A 24,677-nucleotide genomic window follows, 5' to 3' on the forward strand; every position below is an offset into this window, starting at 1 on the left:
GCCCCTCATTACACCTACGCAGCCCCCCAGTGGGGGTGAGGGGGGGGGGGCGGGGGGGGGGGGGGGGGGGCCCCCCCCCCGGGGGGGGGGGGGGGGCCCCCCCCCCCCCCCCACGGCCGGTCGTCCCACACGGACGGATCGGCGGCGATCCCGCCGACGGACCAGGGGGACGTCGACTCCGGCGGCACGTTCATCTTCCGCAGGCCGACGCTGGGCCCCGCGGGCACCCCGCCGGCCGACCGACCGCCCATGGACGACGGCACGATGACCTTCCGCGCGATCCGCGCCGAGAACCCCCCGTACACGGGGGCGGCGACGGCCGGCACGGGTTCCGGCGGGGCCGGCGGACCGGGTTCCGGTGCGGCGGGCGCGGGTGGTCAGGGCGCGGGTGCCGGCGCGGCCGGGTTCGGCGGTCCGGGTTCAAGCGGCCAGAGTGCCGGGGCCGGGGCCGGCGGACAGGGCGCCGGTGCAGCGGCTTCGGGCGGGTTCGGTGCACCGGGGTCCGGTGATCCGGGCGCGGCCGGGGCCTCCGGGTCCGGTGGCTACGGCGCTCAGGGCCCCGCCGGTGCACCCGGTGCGTCCGGATTCGGCGCGCAGGGCCCGGTCGGCGCTCCCGGTGGCGCCCGCCCCGGCTTCGGCGCCGGAAAGGCCGCCGCGGAACGCGCCGCCGCGGCCCCGGCTCCCGCCGCTCCTCAGGCCGTCGCTCCCGCCGTACCCGCGCAGTCCGCCGGGTCCCAGGCTGCCGCCCCCATGACCGCGGGGCCCGGCGGGGGGCAGTCCTCCTGGGCGCAGCAGGTGCATCAGCTCGCGGGTGATCAGCCGGTCGCGCCCTGGAAGCCGCCAGTGGAGGACGTCTTCCAGGCGGCCGCCCGGCGGCAGGCGTCGGCCCGCCCCGCGGGACTCGGCAAGCGGTTCGCCGCGCGGCTCGTAGACAGCCTGGTCGTCGGCATGGTGACCGCCGCGGCCGCCGTACCGTTCGGCACCCGGGCGGCCGACCACGTGCGGGACAAGATCGACGCGGCCAAGCTCTCCGGCCGTACCGAGACCGTCTGGCTGCTCGACGGCACGACCGGCCTCTACCTCGGCATCGTGCTCGCCGTCCTGCTCCTCGTCGGCGTCCTCTACGAGGTGCTGCCCACCGCCAAGTGGGGCCGCACGCTCGGCAAGAAGCTGTTCGGCCTGGAGGTACGGGACATCGAGGGCCACGAGCCCCCGGCGTTCGGCGCCGCGCTGCGCCGCTGGCTGGTGTACACGGTGCCCGGTCTGCTCGGCATCGGGATCGTCGGCGTCGCCTGGTGTCTCTTCGACCGGCCCTGGCACCAGTGCTGGCACGACAAGGCGGCGCACACCTTCGTCGCCGGCTGACGGGGCGTCGTACCCCGTACGGCCCCTCGCCGGATGCGGACCGGGCGGCTTCGCGGTCCACTCGGGCCATGAGCACCGAACCGCCCCCGGACTCCGGACAGCCGCCGGAGGACGACCCGTTCAAGAAGCAGCCGCCGTCCGGTGAGCCGGGCGCGGGCCAGGGGCCGGGCTCGCCGTACGACACCCCGTACGGCGGCGCGCAGCCCCCGCCGCCCTCCTACGGCGGCGGTCCCTACGGAGCGGGTGGCGGCGGTCCCTACGACGGCGGAGGCGGCGGTCCCTACGGCGGAGGCGCCGGCGGCCATCCCGCCGATCCGCTCGCCGGGATGCCGCCGCTCGCCGACAGCGGCAAACGCACTCTCGCCCGGATCATCGACATGGTTCTGGTGCTCATCGTGGTCTGGCTGCTCACCTGGGCCTTCGGGGTGCGCGAGTACCAGGTGAACGGCGACAGGATGGAGTTCGGCAAGTCCTTCGCGCAGTCGCTGGTGGCCGCCGTCCTGTTCGTCGGGTACGACACCCTGATGACCGTCAAAGCCGGGCAGACCCTCGGCAAGAAGTGGCTCGGCATGCGGGTCGCCGACCTGGCCGACGGCGCCACGCCCTCCGCTCAGACCTCGCTGGTGCGGGCCCTGGTGCTGTGGCTGCCGTTCGCCTTCTGCTGCGCCTGTGTGTGGACGATCATCTGCGGCGGCTGGAGCTTCTTCGACAAGCCGTACAAACAGGGGCTGCACGACAAGGCCGCGAAGACGGTCGTGGTCAGTACGAGGAACTGACACCGGGAGGGGCCGGGGGCGCACAAGCAGTCGGCGGGTCCGTCAGTCTCACGGATCCGCCGACTTCACCTGCTTCTCGGGTGTACGTGTGTCAGGGCGCGGTGGGCTCCCGGACGGACTCGGCCGTGGCGGCGGCCACGGTCTCCCGGCGCAGGGGGACCCGCACCTGGGGCGATGCGATCGGGGCGGGCTCGGACTGTGCGACCGTGTGCGGCCGGGGGAGTGGCACCGTCATGGCGACCAGCAGTCCCAGACCGAGCGCCGCGAGCGCGATGACCGCGATCCCGATGCCCGAACTCGTCTGTGACAGCAGCAGCATGGCGAGCGTCGAGCAGATCACGGTGCACGAACCGTAGACGAGCTGTGCCGGGGTCGGACGAGGCATGGCAATCGTGTCCTCGGAAGATGTGGGGTGAGACGGGGAGCCGGCCTTGCTTTCCACCGGCTTCCGGACGTTCCACCGTTCGACTCTATTCGCGTGCATGCCCGAGCGGAACGGCCGGTAAGCGTGACCTAACCCACGGTACCGGTGCACAGGGGGCGCACGGTCGCATGGCATACGGCAACCGGAGGCATATGCGCGCCGGTTGAGCGAGGCCCGCCAGAGGTCAACCCCTACCACGGTGTCCGTAAAGCGAACTCCATCTCCGCATAGTGCAGTTGAACTGTCCAAGTCAAGGTCTGTCTTTTCTCGTAAACCAGTAGTCAAATGACGTCACTTGAATCGACGCGTTGATCGTGCGTGCACGGATCCCTCCATGAATCCGGACCCCCCTTCCGTGCGCGCGGCGCAGGGGAGGAACTCAAGTGACCAGTAGATCCAGGACGTTGAGAGCGCTCGCTATCGGGGTGACACTCGCAACGGCATCCGCGGGCTTCACCACCTTCGCGGTCGCCCAGGCCGCGACGAAGCCGGCGAGCTCCACCGTCGACCGGAAGGATCCGTCGACGAAGCAGGACGAGCACAATCTCGACGGCCCCCTGAGCAAGACCCAGGAAGCCCAGCGGCAGGAGGCCCTCGACCAGGTCATAGCCGGCAGGGCCCAGGTCAAGGACCGGGACGGCTCGAAGGTCGTTCAGCTCAAGGGCAAGAAGGGCGACAGCAAGTACGTCGAGCTCGGCCGGGAGAAGACCGACAAGATCTTCACGATCCTGGTGGAGTTCGGCGACCAGAGCGACCCCCGCTACGGCGGCACGGTCGGCCCGCTGCACAACCAGATAGCCGCGCCGGACCGCACCAAGGACAACTCCACGGCCTGGCAGGCGGACTACAACCAGGCCCACTTCCAGGACCTCTACTTCGGCACCGGCAAGAAGACCGAGTCGCTGAAGAAGTACTACGAGAAGCAGTCCTCGGGCCGCTACTCGGTCGACGGCGAGGTCACCGACTGGGTCAAGGTCCCCTACAACGAGGCCCGTTACGGCAACAACGCCTGCGGCTCCACCACCTGCTCCACGGTCTGGAACCTGGTCCGCGACGGACTGACGTCCTGGGTCGCCGGCCAGAAGGCGGCCGGCGAGTCCGACGCCGCCATCAAGGCCGACCTCGCCCAGTACGACCAGTGGGACCGCTACGACTACGACGGCGACGGCAACTTCAACGAGCCCGACGGCTACGTCGACCACTTCCAGATCGTGCACGCCGGCGAGGACGAGTCCGCGGGCGGCGGCGCCCAGGGCACCGACGCCATCTGGGCGCACCGCTGGTACGCCTTCGGCACCGACGCCGGCGCCACCGGTCCCGCGGGCAACAAGCTCGGCGGCACCCAGGTCGGCGACACCGGCATCTGGGTCGGCGACTACACCATGCAGCCGGAGAACGGCGGACTCGGCGTCTACGCCCACGAGTACGGCCACGACCTCGGCCTGCCCGACGAGTACGACACCAACGGCGGCGAGAACTCCACCGGTTTCTGGACCCTGATGTCCTCCGGCTCCTGGCTGGGCACCGGCAAGGAGGCCATCGGCGACCTGCCCGGCGACATGAACGCCTGGGACAAGCTGCAGCTCGGCTGGCTCAACTACGACGTGGCCAAGGCCGGCGCGAAGTCCTCGCACAAGCTGGGTGTGGCCGAGTACAACACCAAGAACAAGCAGGCCCTGGTGGTCTCGCTGCCCGACAAGGCGGTCACCACCACCGTGGTCGCCCCGGCCCAGGGCTCGGCCCAGTGGTGGAGCGGCAGCGGCGACAACCTCAAGAACACGCTGACCCGCGAGGTCGACCTCACCGGCAAGTCGTCGGCGGCACTGAGCCTGGACGGCTGGTACGACATCGAGTCGGGCTACGACTACCTCTACGCCGAGGTGTCCACCGACGGCGGCGCCAACTGGACCGCCCTGGACGGCACGGCGGGCGGTCAGGCCATCCCGCGCGACGGCAGCGACAAGCCGGCGCTCACCGGTTCGGTCGACGCGTACACCAAGCTGTCGTACCCGCTGGACGCCTACGCGGGCCAGAAGATCCAGCTGCGCTTCCGCTACCAGACCGACGGCGGGGTCGCCCTGAAGGGCTTCGCGGCCGACGAGATCACGGTGACCGCGGACGGCTCGGCCCTCTTCTCCGACAACGCGGAGTCGGCGGACCCGGCTTGGACCGCGTCCGGCTTCTCCCGCATCGGCGCGTCCTTCACCAAGGACTACGCGCAGTACTACATCGCGGAGAACCGCCAGTACGTGTCGTACGACAAGACCCTCAAGACCGGTCCGTACAACTTCGGCTTCTCGACGACCCGTCCGGACTGGGTGGAGCACTACCCCTACCAGAACGGCCTGTTGATCTGGAAGTGGGACCTCTCCGAGGCCGACGACAACACCAGCGTCCACCCGGGCACCGGTCTGATCCTCCCGATCGACTCGCACCCGACGGCGCTCAAGTGGTCCGACGGCACGCTGATGCGCAACCGCGTCCAGGCCTACGACTCGCCGTTCAGCCTCTACGCGACGGACGGCATCACCCTCCACAAGGCGGACGTGGCGACCAGGATCAAGCAGTCGTCCGGGGTGTCGGTCTTCAACGACCACAAGAGCACCTACTACGACGCCTCGAACCCGGCCGCCGGTGTCAAGATCACTGACACCAACACGAAGATCAACATTGTCACGGAGGCCCGAGACGGCTCGACGATCTCCCTCCAGGTCGGCCCTGCGGTGAAGTAGCTCGCATCTTCGCAGGTCAGAGACGTATCGGCGGCGACCCCCTGGCGGGTCGCCGCCGATCGTGTTTAGGTGCGTCCTGTGGATTTCTTATTGACACCGACTCGTACGGGGGTATGACCGCATGACCGCAGGAGGGTTCTGCAAGCTGCCGAACGGCAGCGTGGTGGTGGCACTGAACCTGCCCAGCCCCGCCCCTGCCGGGGGCACCGCCGGGGTACGGGTACTGGTCGTCGCCCAGAACCGCGCCCGCGCCCTGACCAGGCTCCGCAACCTGGGCATGCGGGCGGTCTACCTGCGGGGCAACGCCGCCCCGCCGACCCCGGACGAGATCACGGCCGTCCTCCACCACCCCGACGGCCTCATATGGCGAACGGCCCCTGACAACGGTGTCACGGTGACGGAGCTGTGGCATCCGATCAGGGCCCTGCTGCGCCGGCCGGCCGCGCAGGCCTGACTTCCCCACCACTCCTTGGAGCCCGTTCGGAGCCCCTTCAGACGACGGGCTTCCCGGTCAGTTCCACGCCTGCCTCGCGCAGTTCCTGGAGCGCCGCGGTGGTGGTCTCCGCGGCGACCCCGGCGGTCAGGTCGAGCAGGACGTGCGTGCGGAAGCCCTCCTTCGCTGCGTCCAGCGCGGTGGCCCGCACGCAGTGGTCCGTGGCGATCCCGACGATGTCCACCTCGGTGATCTCCCGGGCGCGGAGCCAGTCGGCCAGCGGAACCCCGTTCTCGTCCGTGCCCTCGAAGCCGCTGTAGGCCGCGGAGTACGCCCCCTTGCTGAACACCGCGTCCACCGCGCCGGAGGCGACCGCCGGGGCGAAGTTCGGATGGAAGCCGACGCCCTCCGTGCCGGCCACGCAGTGCGCCGGCCAGCTGTGCACATAGTCGGGGTTGTCCGCGAAGTGGCCGCCCGGCGCGATGTGGTGGTCGCGGGTCGCCACCACGTGACGGTAGCCGGCGGGCGCCTGCCCGATCAGCTCCGTGACCGCGGCGGCCACGTCGGCGCCGCCCGTCACCGCGAGGCTGCCCCCCTCACAGAAGTCGTTCTGCACATCAACGACGATCAAGGCGCGGCGCATGGTCGGTGTCCTTCGCAGTCGGTATCGGGTCTGTCGAGGGGGGAGACGCAGAAAGAAGGGGTGCGGGCCCGGCCTGAACCTCCGAGCGTAGAGACTTACGGGGGCGTAGGGGAGGGGGCTTTGCGGGGCGCGTACGCGGGCACCCGCTCTAGCTACCCGAGCGCCCCTGGACGTACTCCGTCGGAAGGACCGCTTCTCCGCGGGAGAGCTGGGTCGCGGAAAGCGGCAGATTGGCCCTGGCCGTCGCGTGGCGCGCACGGGACGCGTCCAGCGGCTCGCGGCCGACCACCTGGCCGGACTTCACCAGTTCGACCAGCAGCTGCTGGTCGACGAGGTCGGCCGGCACCTCCCCGGTGCCGATGACCTCCGCCTCCGCCACCCCTTCGGCGTCCAGCCGCCGCGCCGCCCACTTGCGGCCGCCGACGGACGTCTTGCCGCCGGTCGATTTCTTGGCGACCGGCACCAGCGGGGCCTTCGGGTCGGCGGACCCGGCGCGGGCGACCAGCTTGTAGACCATGGAGCAGGTGGGGTGCCCGGAGCCGGTGACCAGCTGGGTGCCGACGCCGTACGCGTCCACGGGCGCCGCGGCCAGCGAGGCGATGGCGTACTCGTCGAGGTCGGAGGTGACGATGATCCTGGTGTCGTTCGCGCCCAGCTCGTCCAGCTGCTGCCGGACCCGGTGGGCGACCAGCAGCAGGTCGCCGGAGTCGATGCGGACGGCGCCCAGCTCGGGGCCGGCCACCTCGACGGCCGTACGGACCGCCTCGGCGACGTCGTAGGTGTCGACCAGCAGGGTGGTTCCCCGGCCGAGCGAGACGACCTGGGCCTGGAAGGCGTCGCGCTCGTGGTCGTGGAGCAGGGTGAAGGCGTGGGCGGAGGTGCCCACCGTCGGGATGCCGTAGCGGAAGCCGGCCGCCAGGTCGGAGGTGGTCGCGAAACCGCCGACGTAGGCGGCGCGGGAGGCGGCCACGGCGGCCAGCTCGTGGGTGCGGCGGGCGCCCATCTCGATCAGCGGGCGGTCGCCCGCGGCGGAGGCCATCCGGGAGGCGGCGGCCGCGATCGCCGAGTCGTGGTTGAGGATGGAGAGGATCACGGTCTCCAGGAGCACGCACTCGGCGAAGGAGCCCTCCACCCGGATGATCGGCGAGCCCGGGAAGTAGACCTCGCCCTCGGGGTAGCCCCAGATGTCACCGCTGAAGCGGTAGCCGGCAAGCCAGCGCAGGGTGGGCTCGTCGACGATGTTCCGCTCGGCCAGGAAGCCGAGGACGTCCGGGTCGAACCGGAAGTTCTCCACGGCGTCCAGGACGCGTCCGGTGCCCGCCACGACGCCGTACCGGCGCCCCTCGGGGAGCCGCCGGGTGAAGACCTCGAAGACGCTGCGCCGCTCGGCCGTACCGGCCTTGAGCGCGGCCTGCAGCATCGTCAGTTCGTACTGGTCCGTGAAGAGCGCCGTCGAGGGAACATCCACCGGCAGCCCAAGGTCCGCTGTGTTCATGGCAAGCATGCTACCCCCATCTCGTCAGTGTGACGATTTGTGGGGCGCGTGGCAGCATGGGCCTTGTGACGTCACCCGCTCCCGTAGAGATCGAACGCACCGAGTCGGCGGAGGAGGTCTTCGCCGTACCCGAGCCCGACGTCCCCTGGGTGACGATCGTGCACAACGACCCCGTCAACCTCATGAGCTATGTGACGTACGTCTTCCAGACGTACTTCGGCTATCCCAAGGACAAGGCCACCAAGCTCATGCTGGACGTCCACCACAAGGGCCGGGCGGTCGTCTCCAGCGGCAGCCGCGAGGAGATGGAACGCGACGTGCAGGCGATGCACGGCTACGGCCTGTGGGCCACCCTCCAGCAGGACCGGAAATGACCCCCCGGCCGGACCGGAAATGATCCCTCGCCCGCAGGACCGGACGTAGCCAGGCCCCTCGACCAGCACCGGAAGCAGCGAACCCCCTCCATGCCAGGAATCTTCGAACCGCTCCCCGGCGGCGGCGCGGCCGTCGCGCTCGACGACGTCGAGATCTCGATCATCCGGACGCTGGCCGTCCAGCTGCTGGAGCTCATCGGCCCCGGCCCCGCCGAGGACGCCCCCGACGACCCGCTCGCCGAACTCTTCGCCGAGGGTCCGAGCGAGGCGCCCTCCGACCCGGTGCTGCGCCGGCTCTTCCCGGACGCCTACGGCGACCCGGAGCGGCTGCCCGACTCCTCGCAGGAGGCCGAGGAGCAGCAGGCCCATTCGGCCGAGTTCCGCCGCTACACCGAGAACGACCTCAGGGCCGGCAAGCGGGAGAGCGCCCTCGCGGTGATCCGCTCCCTGGACGCGCTGGCCCCGGTGGGGGAGGGCGGCGCGATCCTGAAGCTGGCGCCCGAGGAGTCCCGGCAGTGGCTCGGTGCCCTCAACGACCTGCGCCTCGCCATCGGCTCCCGCCTCGACATCACCGACGAGGACGACACCGACCTGCTCTACCGGCTTCCCGACGAGGACCCGCGCAAGCCGATGGTGATGGCCTATCTGTGGCTCGGCGGCCTCCAGGAGACCCTGGTCACCACCCTTATGCCGTAATCCATCCCGTTTTTGCGTTCGCTCAGAGGACGCTCAAATCCGGATAACGATCCAGTCACCGTTGCGGCCTGGTGTGACATTTTCTGTCGCGCTTTGTCCGGTTCTTCCAGTGGTGTGCGCCACAATCCCTCTCGGCGGAACCCGGTGATCAGTATTGCGGCCGTGATAAATCTTCACGACCGCCCGGCGACACCACCCACGTGTCCGTCCGGGTGCGCCACCGAACCGGCAACAGCCGGTCAGGCACCACTCCAGCAATCCGGGGGGATCGAAACCCGATCCGCGGCCGACCAGAGGCCCGGGTCGGCATGGAGAAAGGCGCACACCACACATGACCTCCGCTCAGGTCGACACGTCGGAGCAGTCCTCCGAAGCCTCGGAAGAGGGGTACGAGCGCGGGCTCGGCAGCCGCCAGGTCCAGATGATCGCCATCGGCGGCGCCATCGGCGTCGGCCTCTTCCTGGGTGCCGGGGCGAACATCGCCAAGGCCGGACCCAGTCTCATCCTGATGTACGCCCTCGCGGGCGGCATCATCTTCTTCATCATGCGGGCGCTCGGCGAGCTGCTCCTGTACCGCCCGGTCTCCGGCTCCTTCGCCGAGTACTCCCGGGAGTTCCTCGGCCCGTTCTTCGGCTACTTCACCGGCTGGACGTACTGGCTGATGTGGGTCGTCACCGGCATGGCCGAACTGACGGCCGCCGCGATCTACGTCAACTACTGGTTCCCGTCCGTCCCCCAGTGGGTGACCGCGCTGGTCTTCCTGGTGATCCTCTTCGGGGTCAACCTGATCTCCGTGAAGGTCTTCGGAGAGCTGGAGTTCTGGTTCTCCATGGTCAAGGTCACCGCCCTGATCGGCATGATCGTGATCGGCCTCGGCGTCCTCACCTTCGGCTTCAGTGCCGCCGGTGACACCGCGTCGGTCGCGAACCTCTACCAGTTCGACGGCTTCTTCCCCAAGGGCGTCGGCTCCTCCCTGATGACCCTCCAGGGCGTCATGTTCGCCTACCTCGCGGTCGAGCTGGTCGGCGTCACCGCCGGCGAGTCCGAGAACCCGGAGAAGACCCTCCCCAAGGCGATCAACACGCTCCCCTGGCGCATCGCGCTGTTCTACGTCGGCGCGCTCACCATCATCCTGTGCGTCGTCAAGTGGACCGAGTTCGCCCCGGGCGTCTCCCCGTTCGTCGCGGCCTTCGCGAAGATCGGCATCCCGGCCGGCGCCGGCATCGTCAACTTCGTCGTCCTGACCGCCGCGCTGTCCTCCTGCAACTCCGGCATGTACTCCACCGGCCGGATGCTGCGGAACCTGGCCGACAGCGGCGAGGCCCCGGCCGTGTTCCGGAAGCTGTCCGCGTCCAAGACCCCGGCGCTCGGCATCACCGTCTCGGTGCTCTTCATGGGCATCGGCGTGGTCCTCAACTACATCGTCCCGGAGAAGGCGTTCGGATACGTCACCTCGGTGGCCACCGCGGCCGGCATCTGGACCTGGCTGATGATCCTGATCAGCCACGTCCTCTACCGCCGCGCGGTCGACGCCGGCCGGCTGCCCGCGTCCTCCTTCCCGGCGCCGGGCGGGGCGGTGTGCAGCTGGATCGCCATCGTCTTCCTGCTCTTCGTGACCGGCCTGATCGCGTACGACGGCGACTCCCGGGTCTGCCTGTACGTGATGGCCGGCTGGGCCGCCGCGCTCGGCATCGGCTGGCTGGTCCTCAAGTCCCGCCACCCGGAGGTCACCGAGCGGCGTGAGCGGGCGCCGCTGGAGAAGGTGAGCTGACCACCCCCTCGCCACCCCCCAGGACGTCCCGTCGCAGGGAGCACTCGTGGCGCCCCCTGCGGCCGCCGCTCAGGACGTCCGGCATATGGGCCGCCCCGTACCAGCCTTCGGTACGGAGCGGCCCTCTGCTTATCCTGGCCGACATGCTGACCATCACCCAGGCCCTCGTCGACCAGATCGTCGCCCACGCGCGCAAGGACCACCCCGACGAGGCGTGCGGGGTCGTCGCGGGAGCGGCCGGCTCGGACCGGCCCGAGCGGTTCATCCCGATGCTGAACGCGGCGATGTCCCCGACGTTCTACGAGTTCGACTCCGGCGACCTCCTCAGGCTCTACCGCGAGATGGACGACCGCGACGAGGAGCCGGTGGTCGTCTACCACTCCCACACGGCGACGGAGGCGTACCCGTCCCGGACGGACATCAGCTACGCGAACGAGCCGGGCGCCCACTACGTCCTGGTCTCGACAGCGGACACGGACGGCGGCGGCGACTTCCAGTTCCGGTCCTTCCGCATCGTGGCGGGCGAGGTCACGGAGGAGGAGATCAGCGTCGTCGAGGGGTACTGACCTGTTCTCTTCCGTGCCGCGCACCCAGACTTCTCCGCCGCGACGGCGCTCAGCCGCGACGGCGGATTTCGGCGGTGCCGGACCGAGCGGCGGTCACCTGCGGGCCGGTGGGGGCTGAGCGCGCAGTTCCCCGCGCCCCTTCAGGTCGGCCGCCCCCGCCTGTGTCTCGAAGTGCGGTCGGAATCCGTCCACCATTCGGGATCACACTCCGGAGCACGGGCCGGGAATCGATACGATGACCCCATGGTTTCCTACGACGTGAGCGAGAAGGCGGCGGGCGGCATGCTCGTGGCGCGGCTGCACGTCGACCTGTGCAGGCTGAACAGCGCCATCTGTTGACGTTCCCTGCCGCCGTACGGCCGTGAGCCGCGGCGTGCCGCTGCGCGCCCACCCACCCAGACTTTCCGACAGGAGCCCTGAGCCATGGCCATCGAGGTCCGCATCCCGACCATCCTCCGCCAGTACACCGACGGTCAGAAGGCGGTGGACGGCAGCGGTGGCACCCTCGCCGAACTGCTCACCGACCTCGAGACCCGGCACCCGGGCATCCACGCCCGCATCGTGGACGACGGCAAGCTGCGCCGCTTCGTCAACGTGTACCTGAACGACGAGGACGTCCGTTTCGTCGACGGCATCGAGACCAAGCTGACCGACGGCGACACCGTGACGATCCTGCCGGCGGTCGCCGGCGGCATGGCCTGAGATCGGCATGCGCTACGACTCCCCGTTGGCCGCGGTCGGCAACACCCCCCTGGTGCGCCTGCCGCGGCTCTCGCCGTCCGCCGACGTCCGGATCTGGGCCAAGCTGGAGGACCGCAACCCGACCGGCTCGGTCAAGGACCGCCCCGCCCTGCACATGATCGAGCAGGCGGAGAAGGACGGCCGGCTCACCCCGGGCTGCACCATCCTGGAGCCGACCTCGGGCAACACCGGCATCTCGCTGGCGATGGCGGCGAAGCTCAAGGGCTACCGCATGGTGTGCGTGATGCCGGAGAACACCTCGCAGGAGCGCCGGGACCTGCTGGGCATGTGGGGCGCGGAGATCATCTCCAGTCCGGCGGCCGGCGGTTCCAACACCGCCGTGCGGGTGGCCAAGGAGATCGCCGCCGAGCACCCGGACTGGGTGATGCTCTACCAGTACGGCAACCCGGACAACGCGGGGGCGCACTACGCGACGACCGGTCCGGAGATCCTCGCCGACCTCCCCTCCGTCACGCACTTCGTCGCCGGGCTCGGCACCACCGGCACCCTCATGGGCGTCGGCCGGTACCTGCGCGAGCAGAAGCCGGACGTGAAGATCGTCGCCGCCGAACCCCGGTACGACGACCTCGTGTACGGGCTCAGGAACCTCGACGAGGGCTTCGTACCCGAGTTGTACGACGCCTCCGTGCTCACCACCCGCTACTCGGTGGGCTCGGCGGACGCCGTCACCCGGACCCGGGAACTCCTCCAGCAGGAGGGCATCTTCGCGGGCGTCTCCACCGGCGCCGCGCTGCACGCCGCGATCGGCGTCGGGAAGAAGGCCGTACAGGCCGGCGAGAGCGCGGACATCGTGTTCGTCGTCGCCGACGGCGGCTGGAAGTACCTGTCGACCGGGGTCTACACGGCCGCCACGACCGAGGAAGCCATCGAGACCCTCCAGGGTCAGCTCTGGGCATAGCCCTCATCATGCACGCGCCAACCCCCTCCTATGAGGGGGCTAAGCGCTGTCCATGCCGGAGCAAAGATCTTCCTCCGGGGGGACCGGGCTTCCCCGAACCCGACTAGCTTCTCCTCCGTCCTGTTCATGCCATGCGTGTCGGCATCGCAGGGTGTTCGAAATGTCATGCTCATGACTGCGCGCACTCTGCCGCCGCTACGCGCGTCACGGGCCTGCCTTGTAACCCCACCGATGGAGGCAGTACCCCCATGCGTGAATCACGACGGAGCCTGCGAAGACTCCTGGCCGTAGCCTTCCCCGCCCTAGCCCTCGCCGTCTCCGGATTCGTCGCGGCACCCACCGCCGGGGCCGCCCAGCCCGCGGCCGCGGCACCCCACGCCACCACCAAGGTCACCCAGAACGCCAAGGCCCTCAGCGACCCCGCCCGCCAGGCCGTGCACAGCACCGGCAAGGCCGGCCAGAAGGTGCCCACCAAGCACCTGTGCGCCACCGCCACCAAGGCCGGCCAGGTCTCCTGCTTCGCGCAGCGCCGGACCGACATCAAGCAGCAGCTGGCCTCCGCGCTCGCCGCCGCTCCCTCCGGCCTGAGCCCGGCCAACCTGCACAGCGCCTACAACCTGCCCTCAACGGGCGGCTCAGGCCTGACCGTTGCCGTGGTCGACGCCTACAACGACCCCAACGCGGCCTCCGACCTGGCCACTTACCGCTCCACGTACGGCCTGTCCGCGTGCACCGTCGCCAACGGCTGCTTCAAGCAGGTCAGTCAGACCGGTTCGACGACCTCGCTGCCGACGAACGACTCCGGCTGGGCCGGTGAGGAAGCGCTCGACATCGACATGGTCAGCGCGGTCTGCCCGAACTGCAAGATCATCCTCGTCGAGGCCAACTCGGCCACCGACTCCGACCTCGGCGCCGCCGAGAACGAGGCCGTCGCGCTCGGCGCCAAGTTCGTCTCCAACAGCTGGGGCGGCTCCGAGTCCTCCTCCCAGACCAGCGAGGACACCTCGTACTTCAAGCACCCGGGCGTCGCGATCACCGTCTCCTCCGGTGACTCCGCCTACGGCGCCGAGTACCCGGCCACGTCCCAGTACGTGACCGCCGTCGGCGGCACCGCCCTGTCCACCAGCTCCAACAGCCGCGGCTGGACCGAGTCCGTCTGGAAGACCAGCAGCACCGAGGGCACCGGCTCCGGCTGCTCCGCCTACGACGCGAAGCCGAGCTGGCAGACCGACACCGGCTGCTCCAAGCGTATGGAGGCCGACGTCTCCGCGGTCGCCGACCCCGCCACCGGCGTGGCGGTCTACGACACCTACGGCGGCTCCGGCTGGGCGGTCTACGGCGGCACGAGTGCCTCCTCGCCGATCATCGCCGGTGTGTACGCCCTCGCGGGCACCCCGGGCTCCAGCGACTACCCGGCGAAGTACCCCTACAGCCACACCAGCAACCTGTACGACGTGACCAGCGGCAACAACGGCTCCTGCTCGACGTCGTACTTCTGCACCGCCGGCACCGGCTACGACGGCCCGACCGGCTGGGGCACCCCCAACGGCACCGCCGCCTTCACCTCCGGCACCAGCACCGGCAACACGGTGACCGTCACCAACCCCGGCAGCCAGTCCACCGCCACCGGCAGCTCGGTCAGCCTGCAGATCTCGGCCTCCGACAGCGCGGGCGCGACCCTCACGTACAGCGCCTCCGGCCTGCCCACCGGCCTGTCCATCTCCAGCTCCACCGGCCTGATCTCCGGTACGGCGTCCACCGCGGGCACCTACAGCACCACCGTCACCGCGAGCGACTCCACCGGCGCCTCCGGCTCCGCCTCCTTCACCTGGACCGTCAGCACCAGCGGCGGCGGCACCTGCACCTCCGCCCAGCTGCTCGGCAACCCGGGCTTCGAGTCGGGCAACACCACCTGGACCGCCTCCAGTGGAGTCATCACCAACGACACCGGTGAGGCGGCCCACGCCGGCTCCTACAAGGCCTGGCTCGACGGTTACGGCTCCAGCCACACCGACACGCTCTCCCAGTCGGTGACCATCCCGAGCGGCTGCACCGCCACCACGTTCACCTTCTACCTGCACGTCGACACGGCCGAGACCACCACCAGCACCCAGTACGACAAGCTGACGGTCACCGCTGGTTCGACCACCCTGGCCACGTACTCCAACCTCAACGCGGCCACCGGATACGTGCAGAAGTCCTTCAGCCTCGGGTCCTACGCGGGCTCGACCGTCACCCTGAAGTTCAGCGGTGTCGAGGACTCCTCGCTCCAGACCAGCTTCGTCGTCGACGACACCGCCGTCACGACCAGCTGACCTCGCCCGTGAACTGACCGGATCCCGCGCCCGGAAGCCGTCCGGGTGCGGGATCCGTATGAGCGGCGGATACGTCATACCGGCACCAAGGGTCCCTTCCCCGACGGAAAGGCGGACACCTCATGCGCCGTACGACGTTCCACCGTGCGTCTCTCGCCACGGCGAGCCTGCTCCTGCTGGCGGGCTGCGGCTCCCAGGGCGGAGGCGAGGACAAGGGCAGCGGCACGGTTTCCCCCTCGCCCACCACCAGCCCCACCACCAGCCCCAGCGCGAGCGCCAGTGGCTCCTCCGGGAGCTGCGCTCCCCTGCGCGCCGAGCTCACCGCCGCCGACAACGGCCGTACCTTCTGCCTGGCCGAGGACGGTGCGTTCCGGGTCACCCTGAAAGGCACCGAACAGCGCCCCTGGAAGAAGGTCGCCGCAGCCGGGGACACGGACGCCCTGAAGCCCATCAACTACGGGCTCATGCTGCGCACCGGCTACGGCGGAGCCGCCTACCAGGCGGTCGCCGCCGGCACCGTCACCCTCACCTCGTCCCGCCCGCTGTGCGCCGAGCCCACCGCGCCCGGCGGGGTCTCCTGCAAGGGCATCCAGGAGTGGCAGGTCACCGTCAGGGTGAAGTGACCCTCAGGGGGCCAGGTGCCGCACCTGGTCCCACAGCACCGGGTCGACCACGCCCACCCGGCGCCGGAACTCCCACACCGAGACCTCGCGCAGCTCGTCCGTCTCCAGGAAGCTCGGCCGGCCGTGGGCGTCCCCGACCGAGCCCGGCGGCAGCGGGATCACCCCGGCCCGCTCGTCGTGGTACTTGCTGGTGATCTTGGCGACGGTCGCATGGTTGCCGCGCACCGCCAGCACCAGACAGGGCCGGTCCTTGGTGCCCGGGCCGTCCTCGTAGGGCACGTTGGCCCACCAGATGTCCCCCGGATGAGGCCGGCCCGCCTGCACGCGCGTGCCGCGCGGATACCCCGGCGGGCGGGTGCGGTGCCCGCGCGGACGATGCCCCCGGCCCCATCCGTCGACGAGCGTGGCGACCAGCGCCAGCAGGACGACTGCCGCGAGCGCGAGCCACCATGACGTGTCCATACGACGACGTTACCGGCGCGAGATAATCGACGCGCGCCCTTGCGCGATCCTTATGCGCCCCCGGTCCAGCCGAACCGGTGACAGCACAGGTGAGTTCGCCCACAACGGCCCCTGGCGGAGGAGCGACCGGCCCTTTTGCGCCTTACGCTCGACAAACCGCACGACCCCCGCTCACCTCTCTCTTCTCCGACTCCAGTTCCCGGTTGTTCCGGGTGTTCCGCCAACGGAGGTTTCTGCTTCATGAAGCTCACCGTCGTCGGCTGCTCGGGGTCGTTCCCGTCCGCGGAATCGGCCTGCTCGAGCTACCTCGTAGAGGCCGACGGCTTCCGGCTGCTCCTCGACATGGGCAACGGCGCCCTTGGCGAGCTGCAGCGCCACTGCGGTCTCTACGACCTCGACGCGATCTTCCTGAGCCATCTGCACGCCGACCACTGCATCGACATGTGCGCCTACTTCGTGGCGCGCTACTACCGCCACGACGGCGGACCGTGCCCCCCGATCCCGGTCTACGGCCCCGAGGGCACCGAGCACCGCCTCACCACGGCCTACGCCGACACCCCCACCGCCTCCTCGATGAGCGAGGTCTTCGACTTCCACACGGTCAAGCCGTCCACGTTCGACCTCGGCCCCTTCACGGTCCACACCGAGCGGGTCCGTCACCCCGTGGAGGCCTACGGCGTCCGCGTCGAACACGCCGGGAAGTCCCTTACGTACTCGGGCGACACCGGCGTCACGGACGCGCTCGAATCGCTGGCCCGGGACACCGACCTGTTCCTGTGCGAGGCGGCCTTCACGCACGGCAAGGAGAACATCCCGGACCTGCACCTCAACGGCCGCGAGGCCGGCGAGGCCGCGGCCCGCGCCGGCGCCCGCCGGCTGGTCCTCACCCACATCCCCCCGTGGACCGACCCCGCCGTCAACCTCGCCGACGCCCGCGAGGTCTTCGACGGCCCGGTGGACCTGGCGGCGCCCCGCGTCGTCTACGAGATCTGACACGTCGCACTACGGGGTTCAGGCCTGTACGTACGACGAGGCCCCCGCAGCCGCCGGGCTGCGGGGGCCTCGTCAGGCCGGGGTCGGACTCACGCCTTCGTGAGGTCCTCGATCTCCTCCTCGGGCTCGCGGCCCGGGGTGGGGAGGTTGAACCTGATGATCGCGAAACGGAAGACGAAGTAGTAGATCGCTCCGAACACCAGGCCGATCGGGATGATCAGCCAGGGCTTGGTCGCCAGGTTCCAGTTCAGCACGTAGTCGATCGCACCCGCGGAGAAGGTGAAGCCCGCATGCACCCCGAGCGCCCAGGTGATCGCCATGGACAGGGCGGTGAGCACCGCGTGGATCACATACAGCAGCGGCGCGATGAACATGAAGGTGAACTCGATCGGCTCGGTCACACCGGTCACGAACGAGGTCAGCGCCATCGACATCATCATGCCCATCACGGCCGCGCGGCGCTCCGGGCGAGCGGTGTGCGCGATGGCGAGGGCGGCGGCCGGCAGGCCGAACATCATGATGGGGAAGAAGCCGGACATGAACTGACCGGCCGTCGGGTCACCGGCGAAGAAGCGGGTGAGGTCACCGTGGACGACCTGGCCGGAGGCGTCCTTGAAGTCGCCGATCTGGAACCAGGAGACGGTGTTCACGAACTGGTGCATGCCGACCGGGATCAGCGCGCGGTTGATCAGACCGAACAGACCGGCACCGAGGGCGCCCAGACCAGTGATCCACTCACCGAAGTTCGAGATGCCCTCGCCGATCGGCTTCCAGATCAGACCGAAGAAGACGCCCATCACCGTGCCGACGAAGGCCATGATGATCGGGACGAGCCGGCGGCCGTTGAAGAAGCCGAGCCAGTCCACCAGCTTGGTCCGGTGGAAACGCTGCCAGACCACCGCACCCAGCAGACCCATCACAAGGCCGCCCAGCACACCCGGGTTGTTGTACGTCGCGGCTATGTCCGCGCCCGCCTGGACCTTCGCGTCGGTGACGGGGAACGCGGTGAGGACGTTCTTGTAGACCAGGAAGCCGACCAGGGCAGCCAGCGCGGTGGAGCCGTCCGACTTCTTGGCGAAGCCGATCGCGACACCGATACAGAACAGCATGGGAAGGTTGTCGAAGATCGCGCCGCCCGCCGTGGCGAACACCGAGGTGACCTTGTCGGGCAGGTGCAGCTTGTCGTGGATGTCCTGCTGACCGAAGCGAAGCAGCAGACCCGCCGCCGGCAGTACGGCGATCGGGAGCTGGAGACTGCGGCCGACCTTCTGCAGGCCCTGGAACAGACCGGATCCCCACTTCTTTGTGGGAGCCGCCGTTGTGGTGGCGGTTGTCATACTTCCTCCATCGGTGGTGGTCTACACCACTCAGTGGTGTAGACCTGTTGTACACGATGGGGGCGTTATAAGGAACCCGTCAATTCCGCAACCGGAGAACTACGCTTTGTACGCCGTCCGGGGACCGTCCGCTCAAGCCTTGGTGACGTCCTCGACCTCGTCCTCCGGCTCCCTTCCCGGCGTCTTCAGATCGAACCTCGTGATGGCGAACCGGAAGATCACGTAGTAGACCGCCGCGAAGCACAGGCCGATCGGGACGATGGCCCAAGGCCTGGTCGCCAGGTTCCAGTTGATGACGTAGTCGATGAGCCCCGCCGAGAAGCTGAACCCGTCGTGCACCCCGAGCCCCCATGTCACCGCCATCGACACCCCCGTCAGCAGCGCGTGCACCGCGTACAGCAGCGGGGCGATGAAGAGGAACGAGTACTCGAGCGGCTCGGTGATCCCCGTGACGAACGACGTCAGCGCCACCGACAGCATCAGACCGCCGATCTCCTTGCGCCGGTGCGGCTTGGCGCAGTGCGTCATCGCGAGCGCGGCGGCCGGCAGCGCGAACATCATGATCGGGAAGAACCCGGACGTGAACTGCCCCGCGTGCGGGTCGCCCGCCAGGAACATGTTGATGTCCCCGTGCACCGTCCGGCCGTCGGGCGTGGTGTAACTGCCGAACTGGAACCAGATGGGCACGTTCAGGAACTGGTGCAGCCCGATGACGAGCAACGCCCGGTTCGCGACCCCGAACACCCCCGCACCCCACGCGCCCGCGTCCCGCAGCCAGTGGCTGAAACTCTCCAGCCCGTCACCGATCGGCGGCCACACCCACAGACACACCACCGCGAAGACGATCGCGACGAACGACATGATGATCGGCACCAGCCGCCGCCCGTTGAAGAAGCCCAGCCAGTCCACCAGCCTCGTGCGATGGAAACGGGCCCAGAAGTAGGCGGCCATCAACCCCATGGCGATCCCGCCGAAGACGCCCGGATTCTGGAACGTGAACGTCGACACCGAGCCGTCGCTCACCTGACAGCCGATCCCCGGCAGCGTCCTGGACCCGCCCGGGCAGTCCTCCGGGAACTGGTGCAGCACGCCGTAATAGACGAGGAAGCCCGCCACCGCCGCCAGCGCCGTCGACCCGTCCGCCTTCTTCGCCATCCCGATCGCGACCCCGACGCAGAACAGCAGCGGGAGCCCGATCGACCCGTCGAGCAGCGCGCCGCCCGCGCCCTGCATCACCTTGGAGACATCCGTCCAGCCAAGGCCCTGGTCCCCGAACACGTCAGGCTGCCCCAGCCGGTTGAGGATCCCCGCCGCCGGCAGCACCGCGATCGGCAACTGCAGGCTCCGGCCCATCTTCTGCAGCCCCTGGAAAAGAGCGTTCCACCGCTCCCGCGCGGGACTGACCGTGCTGTCGGCGCTCTCGGCACTCATGGGCGCGTCCTCCGGGCCGCTCGGCTCCACCCCAGGGGTTTGGCGACCGCCCATCCGCTGGTGTAGACCAGTTGACGACGGTTCCGCCGCAGTGCTCGCCATCATTCGGCAGGCGCGGCACGGCCGCTCGAAAAGTTGGGCCAACTGTGGGTTACTGCGACAAAGCGGTTCGGATCAGGGAGAAGGAACATGGCCAGCAAGGCTGAGAAGATCGTCGCCGGCCTCGGCGGAATCGAGAACATCGACGAGATCGAAGGCTGCATCACCCGGCTGCGCACCGAGGTGCACGACGCCTCCAAGGTCGACGACGCCGCCCTGAAGGCCGCCGGCGCCCACGGCGTCGTCAAGATGGGCAACGCCATCCAGGTCGTCATCGGCACCGACGCCGACCCGATCGCCGCGGAGATCGAAGACATGATGTGAGCCTCCCGGCTCACGCGAAGGGGCTTCTCCCGCCTCGGGACAAGCCCCTTCTGCCGCTCCGGATAGGCTCATGGCCATGTCTCGAATCGACGGCCGCACCCCCGAACAACTCCGCCCGGTCACCATCGAACGCGGCTGGAGCAAGCACGCCGAGGGCTCCGTCCTCGTCTCCTTCGGCGACACCAAGGTCTTCTGCACCGCCTCCGTCACCGAAGGCGTCCCCCGCTGGCGCAAGGGCAGCGGCGAGGGCTGGGTCACCGCGGAGTACTCCATGCTCCCCCGCGCCACCAACACCCGCGGCGACCGCGAGTCCGTCAAGGGCAAGATCGGCGGCCGCACCCACGAGATCTCCCGCCTCATCGGCCGCTCCCTGCGCGCGGTCATCGACTACAAGGCCCTCGGCGAGAACACCATCGTCCTCGACTGCGACGTGCTCCAGGCCGACGGCGGCACACGTACCGCGGCGATCACCGGCGCATACGTGGCGCTGGCCGACGCCGTCACCTGGGCGAAGGAGCGCAAGCTCGTCAAGGCCGGCCGCCAGCCCCTGACCGGCACGGTCTCCGCCGTCTCCGTCGGCATCGTCGGCAAGGTCCCCCTCCTCGACCTCTGCTACGAGGAGGACGTCAGGGCCGAGACCGACATGAACGTCGTCTGCACCGGCGACGGCCGTTTCGTGGAGGTCCAGGGCACCGCCGAGGCCGAACCCTTCGCCCGCGACGAACTCAACGCCCTCCTCGACCTCGCCGTCGCCGGCTGCAACGATCTCGCCGCGATCCAGCGCGCGGCACTCGAAGCCACCCTCACGGCAAAGTAAAGGGAACCCAAAAAGCCGAGGTACGGCGGGGCAACCAGGGTGGGCGGCACCGCGTCCCCATAGGTACGGGCGCACGGCGTGAAAACCGTGCGCTCGGCCAGTCGTACCCAACGGGAGGGGAACACCGTCATGGCCGCCAGCCGACGCAGAGGCCGTCACCGAGGCCGCAGCACCGCCATCGCCGCCGCCGCCGCGACCGCCGCACTCGCCGCCGCGCTGCTCACCGGCTGCGACGCCGTGAACAAGGCCCTGGACTGCGTCCAGACCGCCGACTCCATCGCCGACAGCGTCACCGACCTCCAGCAGGCCGTGGAGAACGCGGCGAACGACCCCACCCAGGCCGACGCCTCCCTCGACTCGATCCAGAGCAACCTGAAGAAGATCGGCGACAAGACCGACGACGCCGACGTCAACAAGGCGGTCGACGACCTCGACAAGGCCGTGGACAACGTCCGTACGTCCATCAGGAACGGCGACTCGACCCCCGACGTCACCCCGGTCACCGACGCGGCCGGCGAACTGACCAAGGTCTGCACGCCGTAACCCGCCGGCCGGGGCCTTGGGATACTGCGTGTCATGACGACCCGCCTGATCCTCGCCACCCGCAACGCCGGAAAAATCACCGAACTCCGCGCCATCCTCGCCGAGGCGGGACTGCCCCACGAACTGGTGGGCGCCGACGCGTACCCCGACATCCCCGACGTCAAGGAGACGGGCGTCACCTTCGCCGAGAACGCACTCCTCAAGGCCCACGCCCTGGCCCGGGCGACGGGCCTCCCGGCGGTCGCCGACGACTCGGGCCTCTGCGTCGACGTCCTGAACGGCGCCCCCGGCATCTTCTCCGCCCGCTGGGCCGGCCACCACGGCGACGACAAGGCTAACCTGGACCTCCTCCTGGCCCAGCTCTCGGACATCGCCGAGGAACACCGGGGCGCCCACTTCGCCTGCGCGGCGGCGCTGGCGTTGCCGGACGGCACGGAGAGGGTGGTCGAGGGCCGGCTGCGGGGGCTCCTCCGTCACACCCCGTCCGGCGCGAACGGCTTCGGCTACGACCCGATCCTCCAGCCGGAGGGGGAGACGAGGACGTGCGCGGAGCTGAGCCCGGAGGAGAAGAACGCGATCAGCCACCGGGGGAAGGCGTTCCGGGGGCTGGTGCCGGTGGTGCGGGAGTTGTTGGGCTGATTGACCGCACGGAAACGGCCTGCGCATCGTTCCTTCGATTCGCAGGCCGTTTGTGTGCGGCGGAAGGGATTCGAACCCTCAAGCCCGATCAAGGGCCACAGATCCTAAGTCTGCTGCGTCGCCGTTGCGCCACCGCCGCCAGCGCCTGCCATCGTACCGGGAGTTGTTCGCTGCCGTTTGCCTCCCCTGCACCACGTGCTGGTGATCGCGTGGCAGTTCGGGCACAGCAACCGCAGGTTCCCCTTTCGGTTGTCGCGCCAGTCCGCGTTCATGTGGTCGACCTCCAGGGTCATGGGCTTGTCGAGCCAGACGGGACCGACTCCGCATCTGGCGCATTGTTCGGGCACACCGATCTCGTGGAGCGCGCGGCGCAGACGCTTGGTCGCGATGCGGTTCTTGCCGTCATGCCGGACCAGAACGTCGTCCGGGTGCTTGGCGTTCGTTCCGCGCTTTCCCCTTTGATGTGCCTGTCCCACGAAGTGCGCGGTCGTCAGGTGCCCTTCGGTGATCCACTTCCGTAGATTCGCTCGCTGTGCGCTGGTGTCCGGTCGTCCCAGGCGGCGCAGTACCTCTGCTAGGCATGCCGACTCGGAGACCGCTGCTCGCACCTCTTCGGGCGAGGGCTGCGGGAGCCTGCCGAATGGGAGGAAATGGGAGACGTCGATGCCGAAGTGAGCGAAGCGCTTCATGAGGTAATGACGGAGGTAGCCGTACGGCTTGGTGCCGAAGAGCGCGATGACTTCGTCGATGTCGGAGCACCGCTGGGCGGCTTCCGCCAGTTGCTCCCGGGTGTACTGCACGTTGCTGCTCATGAGCTGCCACCCCTGACGCGCCCTTTGCCGCGTCCCCGGTAGTTGTCCGTGGTGGAGTGACAGTTGGGGCAGAGCAGCCGAAGATTCTCGACTCGGTTGTTTCGCCAGTCGCCGTCGATGTGGTCGACCTCCAGTGGCAGAGGCTCCCCGAGCCAGACTGCTGCGATTCCGCAGAGCGCGCAGCGCTCTTCAACGCCCACCTTGCTCATTGCGCGCTTCAGGCGTGAGCTAGGAATCCGCGGAGCATGGGGTGATGTGGCCTCGACGAGGATCTCCTCGGGCGTCCGGCGTCGCCGGTTGTCCTTCATGCGTTCCGTTCGGGCGGCCGGTGTGAAGTGCGAGGTGTCGATTCCGTATGCGTTGATTCGTCGGCCGATGTTGGCCTGATGGCCGCCCACGCTGTCGAGTCCGAGGCGGCGCACCACCTCGTTGATGCTCGCCGATGTTGCGACTACCGGCTCAAGCACCTCCCGCGTCCACTTCACCCCCTCCCGCTCGAAGTGCGACACATCGACCCCCAGCTTCTTCATCCGCCCGAGCACGTACCGCCGCGTCGAACTCCCCGGATCCACCCCCAACCGCCTCAACGCCTCCGACAACGTCCGCGCCCCCCGAGCCGCCTCCTCCAGCCGCTCCCTGGTGTACGCACTGGCCCCCATCGAGCCCCCTCCGTTCCGGCTGCACGTTCGCAGCCCGTACGGAGTAACGAACCGTTTATCGGACAGTCACGCCCGGATATGAAAACGGCCCGCGCCGGGGTTTCCGGAGCGGGCCGTGGGGTGGGGCAGGGGCCGTCAGATGCCCAGGTCCTTGATGATCTTGGCGACATGGCCGGTGGCGCGGACGTTGTAGAGGGCACGTTCGACCTTGCCCTGCTCGTCCACGATGACCGTGGAGCGGATGACGCCCATGTAGGTCTTGCCGTAGTTCATCTTCTCGCCGTACGCGCCGTAGGCGTCCAGGACCTTCTTGTCGGGGTCGGCGACGAGGGTGACCCTGAGGTTCTCCTTGTCGCGGAACTTGCCGAGTTTCTCCGGCTGGTCGGGGGAGACGCCGATGACGTCGTAGCCCGCGCCGGCCAGCAGGTCGAGGTTGTCCGTGAAGTCGCAGGCCTGCTTCGTGCAGCCGGGCGTCAGCGCGGCCGGGTAGAAGTAGACGATGACCTTGCGGCCCTTGTGGGCGGAGAGGGACACCTCGTTGCCGTCGGCGTCGGGGAGGGTGAAGTCGGGGGCTACGTCCCCGGGCTGGAGTCGCTCGCTCATCGGTCCAGCGTAACGGGGGGTCCTGACAGTGCGGGGGCGGTGAGAACTGACAGACTGTCCAGGACAGGGAGCACGGGAGACTTCG

The 24,677-nt window shown here is 69.3% G+C and carries 27 protein-coding genes and 1 tRNA gene; 18 read left to right on the forward strand and 10 right to left on the reverse strand.

The window, feature by feature from the left end; genetic code table 11:
* The first annotated feature begins 249 nt into the window (after window positions 1-249).
* Together ACWGJB_RS33155 and ACWGJB_RS33160 are read left to right on the forward strand one after the other, a co-directional pair.
* A complete protein-coding gene (locus ACWGJB_RS33155) occupies window positions 250-1,365 on the forward strand; it encodes an RDD family protein (protein WP_453383737.1) in 1,116 nt (371 codons plus the stop codon).
* A 68-nt stretch (window positions 1,366-1,433) separates the two neighbouring features.
* A complete protein-coding gene (locus ACWGJB_RS33160) occupies window positions 1,434-2,141 on the forward strand; it encodes an RDD family protein (protein WP_453383738.1) in 708 nt (235 codons plus the stop codon).
* A 91-nt stretch (window positions 2,142-2,232) separates the two neighbouring features.
* Here ACWGJB_RS33160 and ACWGJB_RS33165 read toward each other — a convergent pair whose 3' ends face one another.
* Window positions 2,233-2,526 (reverse strand): hypothetical protein, encoded by a 294-nt coding sequence (locus ACWGJB_RS33165; RefSeq protein WP_453383739.1) that lies wholly within the window; start codon window positions 2,524-2,526, stop codon window positions 2,233-2,235.
* A gap of 422 nt (window positions 2,527-2,948) precedes the next feature.
* Between ACWGJB_RS33165 and ACWGJB_RS33170 the strand changes: the two genes are divergently transcribed.
* Together ACWGJB_RS33170 and ACWGJB_RS33175 are read left to right on the forward strand one after the other, a co-directional pair.
* Window positions 2,949-5,297 (forward strand): immune inhibitor A domain-containing protein, encoded by a 2,349-nt coding sequence (locus ACWGJB_RS33170; RefSeq protein WP_453383740.1) that lies wholly within the window; start codon window positions 2,949-2,951, stop codon window positions 5,295-5,297.
* A gap of 121 nt (window positions 5,298-5,418) precedes the next feature.
* Complete coding sequence (locus ACWGJB_RS33175; protein ID WP_453383741.1) at window positions 5,419-5,751, forward strand: hypothetical protein; 333 nt, start codon at window positions 5,419-5,421, stop codon at window positions 5,749-5,751.
* Between the two features lie 37 nt (window positions 5,752-5,788).
* Here the strand turns inward: ACWGJB_RS33175 and ACWGJB_RS33180 are convergent, their stop codons facing one another.
* Both ACWGJB_RS33180 and ACWGJB_RS33185 read right to left on the reverse strand, forming a co-directional pair.
* Window positions 5,789-6,373, reverse strand: a complete 585-nt coding sequence (locus tag ACWGJB_RS33180) for a nicotinamidase (RefSeq protein ID WP_453383742.1) — start codon at window positions 6,371-6,373, stop codon at window positions 5,789-5,791.
* Window positions 6,374-6,521: 148 nt separating this feature from the next.
* The gene (locus ACWGJB_RS33185) at window positions 6,522-7,868 is read right to left on the reverse strand and encodes a nicotinate phosphoribosyltransferase (protein ID WP_453383743.1); all 1,347 of its coding nucleotides are present in this window, start codon (window positions 7,866-7,868) and stop codon (window positions 6,522-6,524) included.
* A gap of 56 nt (window positions 7,869-7,924) precedes the next feature.
* Here ACWGJB_RS33185 and clpS point away from each other — a divergent pair, with 56 nt between their 5' ends.
* The 9 genes from clpS (at window position 7,925) to ACWGJB_RS33230 (ending at window position 15,873) form a co-directional block, all read left to right on the forward strand.
* A complete protein-coding gene (clpS, locus tag ACWGJB_RS33190; protein ID WP_089106662.1) occupies window positions 7,925-8,242 on the forward strand; it encodes an ATP-dependent Clp protease adapter ClpS in 318 nt (105 codons plus the stop codon).
* Window positions 8,243-8,332: 90 nt separating this feature from the next.
* A complete protein-coding gene (locus ACWGJB_RS33195; RefSeq protein ID WP_453383744.1) occupies window positions 8,333-8,938 on the forward strand; it encodes a DUF2017 domain-containing protein in 606 nt (201 codons plus the stop codon).
* A 331-nt stretch (window positions 8,939-9,269) separates the two neighbouring features.
* A complete protein-coding gene (locus ACWGJB_RS33200; protein ID WP_453383745.1) occupies window positions 9,270-10,709 on the forward strand; it encodes an amino acid permease in 1,440 nt (479 codons plus the stop codon).
* Window positions 10,710-10,852: 143 nt separating this feature from the next.
* A complete protein-coding gene (locus ACWGJB_RS33205) occupies window positions 10,853-11,275 on the forward strand; it encodes a Mov34/MPN/PAD-1 family protein (protein WP_453383746.1) in 423 nt (140 codons plus the stop codon).
* A gap of 243 nt (window positions 11,276-11,518) precedes the next feature.
* Window positions 11,519-11,614: a putative leader peptide gene (locus ACWGJB_RS33210; protein WP_453383747.1), complete on the forward strand. Its 96-nt coding sequence runs from the start codon at window positions 11,519-11,521 to the stop codon at window positions 11,612-11,614.
* An 84-nt stretch (window positions 11,615-11,698) separates the two neighbouring features.
* Entirely contained in the window at window positions 11,699-11,977 is a 279-nt protein-coding gene (locus ACWGJB_RS33215; RefSeq protein ID WP_352220916.1) for a MoaD/ThiS family protein, read from the forward strand.
* A gap of 7 nt (window positions 11,978-11,984) precedes the next feature.
* On the forward strand, window positions 11,985-12,935 hold the full coding sequence (locus ACWGJB_RS33220) for a PLP-dependent cysteine synthase family protein (RefSeq protein WP_453021270.1): 951 nt from the start codon (window positions 11,985-11,987) through the stop codon (window positions 12,933-12,935).
* 248 nt (window positions 12,936-13,183) lie between these two features.
* Entirely contained in the window at window positions 13,184-15,250 is a 2,067-nt protein-coding gene (locus ACWGJB_RS33225) for a putative Ig domain-containing protein (RefSeq protein WP_453383748.1), read from the forward strand.
* Window positions 15,251-15,372: 122 nt separating this feature from the next.
* Complete coding sequence (locus ACWGJB_RS33230) at window positions 15,373-15,873, forward strand: hypothetical protein (RefSeq protein WP_453383749.1); 501 nt, start codon at window positions 15,373-15,375, stop codon at window positions 15,871-15,873.
* 3 nt (window positions 15,874-15,876) lie between these two features.
* Here the strand turns inward: ACWGJB_RS33230 and ACWGJB_RS33235 are convergent, their stop codons facing one another.
* Complete coding sequence (locus ACWGJB_RS33235; RefSeq protein WP_453383750.1) at window positions 15,877-16,335, reverse strand: type II toxin-antitoxin system PemK/MazF family toxin; 459 nt, start codon at window positions 16,333-16,335, stop codon at window positions 15,877-15,879.
* Window positions 16,336-16,575: 240 nt separating this feature from the next.
* Here ACWGJB_RS33235 and ACWGJB_RS33240 point away from each other — a divergent pair, with 240 nt between their 5' ends.
* Window positions 16,576-17,328: an MBL fold metallo-hydrolase gene (locus ACWGJB_RS33240; protein WP_453383751.1), complete on the forward strand. Its 753-nt coding sequence runs from the start codon at window positions 16,576-16,578 to the stop codon at window positions 17,326-17,328.
* 89 nt (window positions 17,329-17,417) lie between these two features.
* Here the strand turns inward: ACWGJB_RS33240 and ACWGJB_RS33245 are convergent, their stop codons facing one another.
* Together ACWGJB_RS33245 and ACWGJB_RS33250 are read right to left on the reverse strand one after the other, a co-directional pair.
* A complete protein-coding gene (locus tag ACWGJB_RS33245) occupies window positions 17,418-18,665 on the reverse strand; it encodes a PTS transporter subunit EIIC (RefSeq protein WP_453383752.1) in 1,248 nt (415 codons plus the stop codon).
* 132 nt (window positions 18,666-18,797) lie between these two features.
* Entirely contained in the window at window positions 18,798-20,096 is a 1,299-nt protein-coding gene (locus tag ACWGJB_RS33250; protein WP_453383753.1) for a PTS transporter subunit EIIC, read from the reverse strand.
* A gap of 189 nt (window positions 20,097-20,285) precedes the next feature.
* Between ACWGJB_RS33250 and ACWGJB_RS33255 the strand changes: the two genes are divergently transcribed.
* From ACWGJB_RS33255 to rdgB, 4 genes are all read left to right on the forward strand, one after another.
* Complete coding sequence (locus ACWGJB_RS33255; protein ID WP_365802983.1) at window positions 20,286-20,519, forward strand: PTS glucose/sucrose transporter subunit IIB; 234 nt, start codon at window positions 20,286-20,288, stop codon at window positions 20,517-20,519.
* 76 nt (window positions 20,520-20,595) lie between these two features.
* Window positions 20,596-21,336: a ribonuclease PH gene (gene rph / locus ACWGJB_RS33260; RefSeq protein WP_360489428.1), complete on the forward strand. Its 741-nt coding sequence runs from the start codon at window positions 20,596-20,598 to the stop codon at window positions 21,334-21,336.
* A gap of 129 nt (window positions 21,337-21,465) precedes the next feature.
* Window positions 21,466-21,879 (forward strand): hypothetical protein, encoded by a 414-nt coding sequence (locus tag ACWGJB_RS33265; RefSeq protein WP_453383754.1) that lies wholly within the window; start codon window positions 21,466-21,468, stop codon window positions 21,877-21,879.
* Window positions 21,880-21,912: 33 nt separating this feature from the next.
* On the forward strand, window positions 21,913-22,518 hold the full coding sequence (gene rdgB, locus ACWGJB_RS33270; RefSeq protein ID WP_453383755.1) for an RdgB/HAM1 family non-canonical purine NTP pyrophosphatase: 606 nt from the start codon (window positions 21,913-21,915) through the stop codon (window positions 22,516-22,518).
* A gap of 55 nt (window positions 22,519-22,573) precedes the next feature.
* Here the strand turns inward: rdgB and ACWGJB_RS33275 are convergent.
* From ACWGJB_RS33275 to bcp, 4 genes are all read right to left on the reverse strand, one after another.
* Window positions 22,574-22,657: transfer RNA gene (locus ACWGJB_RS33275), tRNA-Leu, on the reverse strand.
* Window positions 22,623-23,330 (reverse strand): HNH endonuclease signature motif containing protein, encoded by a 708-nt coding sequence (locus ACWGJB_RS33280; RefSeq protein ID WP_453383756.1) that lies wholly within the window; start codon window positions 23,328-23,330, stop codon window positions 22,623-22,625. Before ACWGJB_RS33280 ends, ACWGJB_RS33275 begins: the two co-directional genes overlap by 35 nt.
* Entirely contained in the window at window positions 23,327-23,989 is a 663-nt protein-coding gene (locus tag ACWGJB_RS33285; RefSeq protein ID WP_453383757.1) for an HNH endonuclease signature motif containing protein, read from the reverse strand. The genes ACWGJB_RS33280 and ACWGJB_RS33285 overlap by 4 nt, the downstream gene beginning before the upstream one ends.
* A gap of 135 nt (window positions 23,990-24,124) precedes the next feature.
* On the reverse strand, window positions 24,125-24,592 hold the full coding sequence (gene bcp, locus ACWGJB_RS33290) for a thioredoxin-dependent thiol peroxidase (protein WP_453383758.1): 468 nt from the start codon (window positions 24,590-24,592) through the stop codon (window positions 24,125-24,127).
* Window positions 24,593-24,677: the final 85 nt, after the last annotated feature.

The organism is Streptomyces sp. NPDC054813, assembly GCF_053611365.1.